The organism is Fortiea sp. LEGE XX443 (assembly GCF_015206815.1).
In the GTDB taxonomy this organism is placed as follows: Bacteria; Cyanobacteriota; Cyanobacteriia; order Cyanobacteriales; family Nostocaceae; genus Nostoc_B.
Genome location: NZ_JADEXZ010000140.1, coordinates 1 through 5,415, shown reverse-complemented (window position 1 = coordinate 5,415; position 5,415 = coordinate 1). Strand labels below are relative to the sequence as shown.

9 protein-coding genes are annotated in these 5,415 nt (G+C 38.6%); 6 read left to right on the top strand and 3 right to left on the bottom strand.

Features of this window, described 5'->3' with window-relative positions:
• Positions 1 to 74 precede the first annotated feature (74 nt).
• The 6 genes from IQ259_RS26660 (at position 75) to IQ259_RS27840 (ending at position 1,826) form a co-directional block, all read left to right on the top strand.
• On the top strand, positions 75 to 656 hold the full coding sequence (locus IQ259_RS26660; RefSeq protein ID WP_193888988.1) for a nucleotidyl transferase AbiEii/AbiGii toxin family protein: 582 nt from the start codon (positions 75 to 77) through the stop codon (positions 654 to 656).
• Positions 657 to 753: 97 nt separating this feature from the next.
• Positions 754 to 969, top strand: a complete 216-nt coding sequence (locus IQ259_RS26655) for a hypothetical protein (protein ID WP_193888987.1) — start codon at positions 754 to 756, stop codon at positions 967 to 969.
• Positions 969 to 1,121, top strand: a complete 153-nt coding sequence (locus IQ259_RS26650; protein WP_193888986.1) for a hypothetical protein — start codon at positions 969 to 971, stop codon at positions 1,119 to 1,121. Before IQ259_RS26655 ends, IQ259_RS26650 begins: the two co-directional genes overlap by 1 nt.
• The gene (locus tag IQ259_RS26645; RefSeq protein ID WP_193888985.1) at positions 1,078 to 1,329 is read left to right on the top strand and encodes a UPF0175 family protein; all 252 of its coding nucleotides are present in this window, start codon (positions 1,078 to 1,080) and stop codon (positions 1,327 to 1,329) included. The genes IQ259_RS26650 and IQ259_RS26645 overlap by 44 nt, the downstream gene beginning before the upstream one ends.
• A 151-nt stretch (positions 1,330 to 1,480) precedes the next feature.
• Positions 1,481 to 1,753 carry a hypothetical protein gene (locus tag IQ259_RS27430; protein ID WP_228014814.1) on the top strand — a complete coding sequence of 91 codons (273 nt, stop codon included), beginning with the start codon at positions 1,481 to 1,483 and terminating at the stop codon, positions 1,751 to 1,753.
• Positions 1,692 to 1,826 carry a DUF3368 domain-containing protein gene (locus tag IQ259_RS27840; RefSeq protein ID WP_228014813.1) on the top strand — a complete coding sequence of 45 codons (135 nt, stop codon included), beginning with the start codon at positions 1,692 to 1,694 and terminating at the stop codon, positions 1,824 to 1,826. The genes IQ259_RS27430 and IQ259_RS27840 overlap by 62 nt, the downstream gene beginning before the upstream one ends.
• A gap of 33 nt (positions 1,827 to 1,859) precedes the next feature.
• Here the strand turns inward: IQ259_RS27840 and IQ259_RS26635 are convergent, their stop codons facing one another.
• Genes IQ259_RS26635 through IQ259_RS26625 form a run of 3 tightly spaced genes read right to left on the bottom strand, consistent with a single transcriptional unit; the run spans position 1,860 to position 4,984 of the window.
• Positions 1,860 to 3,518 carry a trypsin-like peptidase domain-containing protein gene (locus tag IQ259_RS26635; RefSeq protein WP_193888984.1) on the bottom strand — a complete coding sequence of 553 codons (1,659 nt, stop codon included), beginning with the start codon at positions 3,516 to 3,518 and terminating at the stop codon, positions 1,860 to 1,862.
• A complete protein-coding gene (locus IQ259_RS26630) occupies positions 3,515 to 4,354 on the bottom strand; it encodes a serine protease (protein WP_193888983.1) in 840 nt (279 codons plus the stop codon). The genes IQ259_RS26635 and IQ259_RS26630 overlap by 4 nt, the downstream gene beginning before the upstream one ends.
• 30 nt (positions 4,355 to 4,384) lie before the next feature.
• A complete protein-coding gene (locus IQ259_RS26625) occupies positions 4,385 to 4,984 on the bottom strand; it encodes a COP23 domain-containing protein (RefSeq protein ID WP_193888982.1) in 600 nt (199 codons plus the stop codon).
• Positions 4,985 to 5,415: the final 431 nt, after the last annotated feature.

Below are 5,415 nucleotides of genomic sequence, written 5' to 3'. Positions count from 1 at the left end.
CAATTTATTGACGGTGGTGCAGACTTGTCGCCGTCAAGGTAAGTCTGTTGTTGATTTTTTTGCACAAGCTCTAATTGCTGACTCTAATAATTCTCAGTTTCGCCCTTCTTTACTTCCTCAATATTAGACCTGAATCCTTACGATATTTAAGGCATTTAGTTTACGATCAAGGAATTGCAGCATTATTCCAAAGTACGACAGATATTCAATTAGGTGAAAGTACAATAAATCAATATGGTATTCGTTTCCCTGTTGCAGTCAATGAAACAAATATTAAAGTAGAAATTGTAGCCAATGGAGCTTTTACCTTAGATCCTCCTATTCATCCAAAATGGGCAAATATTCCTTGCTTGAGCATAGGTGATAGGTTTACATCAAAACTTATGGCTAACGCTGATAGATGGAACGACTCAAGCACACAATCTAGAGATTTAATTGACTTAGCAATGTTGCGCGTAAATCACGAAATCCCCCCACAAGCAATTGCTAAAGCAGAAGAAACCTATGAAGTGAAAAAGCCACTACTTAAAGCAATTAAAAATTTCATTGAGAAAGAAGAATATAGAAATAAATGTTTTCAACAGCTAAATGTACCTGAAGATAAAAGAAAAATAATCATGAATGGCATAGATTTACTTACTGTTGATTTTCAATAAAAGTATTTAAAATATATTTGTGATGCTTCTGCGCTGATTGCTCTAATTAACAGAAATTAGTACAATAATATAATAGTCTTTGTTATTAATGAACCTTATGCAAGTTAAAGATTTAACCGTTGAAGAACTAAAACTTTTGATACAGAAAACTGTTACGGAAACTATTGAATCCCTGCTGATTGATGTTGAAGAGGATAGGCAATTAAAGCCTGAAATCAAGCAGCAACTACTTGATTCGCTACAGCGAACTCGAAACGGGGAAAGTGGTATTCCGGCGGAGGAGGTAGCGAAAAAACTGGGATTAAACTGGTAATGAGCTATCAAGTCGAGTTTACAGCCGAAGTAATTCCTGGTTTAGCAATACTAACTTCAACGATTCAAGAGCGTTTATTGCGTAAAATTCGCTGGTTATGTGAAAACAATGAATACATTTATTCAGCCAATAAATTTACAGATATCATCTGATTCTTTAAATCAAGGTGAACAAGCTATTCATCTAGAATTAGCTCTACAGTTATATGCACAGAATATTTTTACCTTTGCTCAAGCACGTCACTTAGCTAACTTATCTGTGTGGGAATTTCAGCAGGTTTTGGGACAGAATAAAATTGAACGTCATTATAATGAAGCAGATTTAGCCCAAGATATTGAAACCATTAATGCAGGTTTTTAGAAATTGTGACAGTTGTTTGTAATGCTACACCTTTAATAAATTTTGCAGCTATTAATCGTCTAGATATCTTGCAAGCTGCACCCGTCAAATTGTTATTCCCCAAGCTGTCTGTAATGAAACAACTGTTACAGGATTTCTCTCTTCGGAATTTGTGTTGCAAGCCATTGCTGCACAATGGTTACAAGTTCGCAGAATTTCGACAACATTACCCAACATATCGCCAGAATTAGATGAAGGTGAAGGCGAAGCAATTACTCTCGCACTAGAAACTGGTGAACGAAAAATTTTATTAGACGAACGTGAAGCGCGTCGAGTAGCTCAAAGTTTTGGTTTACGAGTAGTTGGTACTTTAGGTATTCTTTATGTTAGCAAAAAACAGAGGAATAATTTCTCAAGTCAAACCATTGTTAGATGCCATGATTGATGATGCTCAATATTGGGTACGTCGCCCTCTTTATGAACAGGTATTACGACAAACGAGAGAATTAGTTGAATAAACAAAATATGTGAGTTATTACAACAGAAAATAGCTACTCAGACAGCTGCCAAATTTTGATAGTCGCGTCATCACTACCACTAGCTAAAGTTTTACCATCTGGGCTAAAGGCGACTGAGTTAACCGAACCAGAATGACCTTTGAGAGTAGTGATTTCTTGCTCTGTGGCTACATTCCAAATTTTAATAGTTTTGTCATAACTACCACTAGCTAAAGTTTTGCTATCTGGGCTAAACGCGACTGAATTAACCAATTCAGAATGACCATTAAGAGTACGAATTTCTCGCCCTGTAGCAATATTCCAGATTTTAATAGTCTTGTCCGAACTACCACTAGCTAAAGTTCTGCCATCTGGGCTGAAGGCGACTGACAAAACCGAACCAGAATGACCTTTGGGTGTAAGAATTTCTAGCCTTGTGGGGAGATTCAATTTGATAATCTTGTTAAAACTACCACTTTCTTGCCCTGTGGCGATGTTCCAGATTTTGATAGTCATGTCAGCACTACCACTAGCTAAAGTTCTGCCATCTGGACTAATGGCGACTGACTCAACCCAAAAAGAATGACCTTTGAGAGTACGAATTTCTTGACCTGTGACGAGGTTCCAGATTTTGATTGTATTGTCAGTACTACTACTAGCTAAAGTTCTGCCATCTGGGCTAAAAGCGACTGAACCATTCAAAACAGAATAACCTTTGAAGGTAAAAATTTCTTGCCCTGTGGCGATATTCCAGATTTTGATAGTCCCAAGAACACTACCACCAGCTAAAGTTCTGCCATCTGGACTAATGGCGACTGAATTAAACAACAAAGAATCAGAATGAGCATTGAGGGTACGAATTTCTTGCCCTGTGGTGAGGTTCCAGATTTTGATAGTCGCGTCGCCACTACTACTAGCTAAAGTTCTGCCATCTGGGCTAATGGCGACTGAATTAACCCTTCCTTCTCTGTTTCCATATTGATTAACTTTTGTGGAATGTCCAGTCAAAGTCTTTGCTAAATAAAATTTACTGGCTGTATTTACCGATGATGCAACTGAAATTGTTTGTGCAGATGGCGCAAGGCTCAAATAAGTCTTCAACGGAATTCCATACACGGTAGTAGCATTAGTATCTGGGCGAGTTTTAGCGAGTCCGTGAATCCCAACTAATTTACCTTGCTCATCAAGTATCGCTCCGCCACTCATCCCTGGAAAAGCATCAATGTCATACACAAAAGCATAACCATCTTTTGGTTCTTTTACCAGACGCGAAATTGCACCTCTACGAAAATCAATATCTGATGTTCCTTGCTGATAACCTGCTACAGAAATATTTGTACCCCGTTTTACTTCGTCAGAATTGCCCTTTTCAGCGACACGGTAATTTTGATTACTAGTAAACTGAAATACCGCTAAATCAACGCCAGGAAATCGCTTGACTTGGTTGTTATTGAATGTATATTTTTTGCCATCTGGTGTGTAGACTGTGTAGTTACCTTCTTCTTGTACTACGTGCCAGCTAGTTACAACAGTGTAAACATTACCTTGACGCTCAATAATTACCCCAGAGCCAGTATTTTCGCCATCAATGCGGACGGTGATTTGTTGAGCAATGTCAGCAACTTCTTGGGGTGTCAAAGCGGTGGCTACTGGCTGCGCTATAACAATCGCCGTACCAATCAATACTGCTGTCAATACACCAGCAACCCTCATGATTGATTCTCCTGATATATCAACATTGATAACTGTTTACTGTTCACTGATTTAATCGGTACAGCCATACTAGATTGTGTAATTAGTTTTTGTAAGTTCTGCTCTGGTTGAGAACCATCTTGATAAACTTCAGGAGTATCCCAAAGTGGATCTTTATATAAGCTATTTATACCGACAACTTCGCCATGTATATTTAGCAATGGTGCGCCACTCATACCTTTACGAACATCATTGGTATAGCCAATTTGGTAGCCTTGCTCTAAAGCTTTGTCTAACAATAAAGTGACTTTACCAGAGGTAAAAACAAACTGAGTGTTGAAGATTTTTTGTGCTTGAGGAGACTGTTTTTGAGTAGTCAAATTAGAGGTAAATCCACCCACAAAAACCTCATCCCCGACTTGCAAGCTGGATGTATCTTTGATATTGGCAACTGGATAAACTATATCAGGACTACGAAATTGCAACACAGCTAAATCATTCTGCTGTAATTCTGCAATCTGCATAGTAGCTTGATATAAACGCCCATCTGGTGTTTGAATTTGATAGGGTGGTTTAGCGGCTCTCAAAACGTGAGCATTGGTAATTACAGTATAAATTTCACCTTCCCGTTTTAGTAGAGTTCCTGAACCTAGTAACTCTTGTGCAGAAATTTTGACGGTGATTGTCTTCGCTAACTGTTGCAATTGCTCAACGGAAAGGGGAGTTGACAAGCGAGAAACTTTGGCAAAATTGCTAGAAATGCTTTGCTGTCTTGGCAGTGCTAAGGAAATACCACCAAAACAAATCAGCAAACATACTGCAAAACCAAGTCTACTTTTTAACCATTGCCAATTCATTTTCAACTCAACTCCCCAAGGAACAGCAAACTAAAAGCGAGGTTGTACAGGCTGTGTTTTGGGAGCGTTATTACTAGTAGTCGATTCACTACACTTTTTACCATCTACCAGTTGCTTCACATCAAGATACAAATCACCTTGCTCGTCGTAGGTAATAGCTTGACATCCACTCAAATTAATGGGTTTAGCTGCAACACCACGACGAAAATCAAGTATCTGTCTAAGAACTGCACCTGTATCGGTTCCGGGTTTGAGGGTGACTAAGATATTCTCTGATGTACAAGGTACACTCTTGCGGTTGGCAATACACAAAACTGGATAGTTGTTGAAGTTATCTCTGCTGGTGATGAACAACGAACCGTTATCGTAATAGCGTTGGAATCTTGCAGAAACATCTTTGCATCGCTGTGCAGGTGGAAATTTTTTAAAATCTTGAACAACCCAACGGATAAAAGTTTCATTTCCCCGTGCAGTACGTACTTTGGTGACAGGTACATTTCCTTCTTGAACGCAGAAGAATTTGTTACTGCCTGCGTAAGTCGGTTCATTCAAGGAAAATCCCAAAGCCAGAAGCAAAGTCATGGGTACTGCTACTCCTGGTAATAATTGAGTCACTAACCTTAGCCGCATATACTAACTACTAATTGCTAAAATATACCTATGGCATTAAGCTACAATATCCGGCATCCTCAGAATTATCATTTATATTATAAGATCGTAAAGTTTTAGCTCGACTTTATCCAAAATTAAGAACCCGTCTTTTTTATTCGGCGAAAACCCTGGCTTTGTGGCAAATACTTTTTACACGTCATAGATTCTCAATGACTTGTAAAAACTAAAATTACCGTCCTCCAAAGGTTTTAGCGATCGCGATCGCGTTGCGAAAAAAATAGATAAAGTCGAGCTAAGAGAATAGTGCGATCGCGGGAGCATCCCAATACTTCTCGGTTAAGAATTAAGCAGTATTAAGAATAAAAAAAGTGCGCGGTTGAAGTTTAGTACCCGTTACTCTATGGATTGGTTTTTTAGATGGAAACTTTGAACGGGGTTTTTTAACGACT

What these genes read in the sequence shown, in the direction of transcription:
- IQ259_RS26655 (WP_193888987.1), top strand. Translation starts at nt 754, where the DNA reads ATGCAAGTTAAAGATTTAACCGTTGAAGAACTAAAACTTTTGATACAG.
- IQ259_RS26650 (WP_193888986.1), top strand. Translation starts at nt 969, where the DNA reads ATGAGCTATCAAGTCGAGTTTACAGCCGAAGTAATTCCTGGTTTAGCA.
- IQ259_RS26645 (WP_193888985.1), top strand. Translation starts at nt 1,078, where the DNA reads ATGAATACATTTATTCAGCCAATAAATTTACAGATATCATCTGATTCT.
- IQ259_RS27840 (WP_228014813.1), top strand. Translation starts at nt 1,692, where the DNA reads ATGTTAGCAAAAAACAGAGGAATAATTTCTCAAGTCAAACCATTGTTA.
- IQ259_RS26635 (WP_193888984.1), bottom strand. Translation starts at nt 3,518, where the DNA reads ATGAGGGTTGCTGGTGTATTGACAGCAGTATTGATTGGTACGGCGATT.
- IQ259_RS26630 (WP_193888983.1), bottom strand. Translation starts at nt 4,354, where the DNA reads ATGAATTGGCAATGGTTAAAAAGTAGACTTGGTTTTGCAGTATGTTTG.
- IQ259_RS26625 (WP_193888982.1), bottom strand. Translation starts at nt 4,984, where the DNA reads ATGCGGCTAAGGTTAGTGACTCAATTATTACCAGGAGTAGCAGTACCC.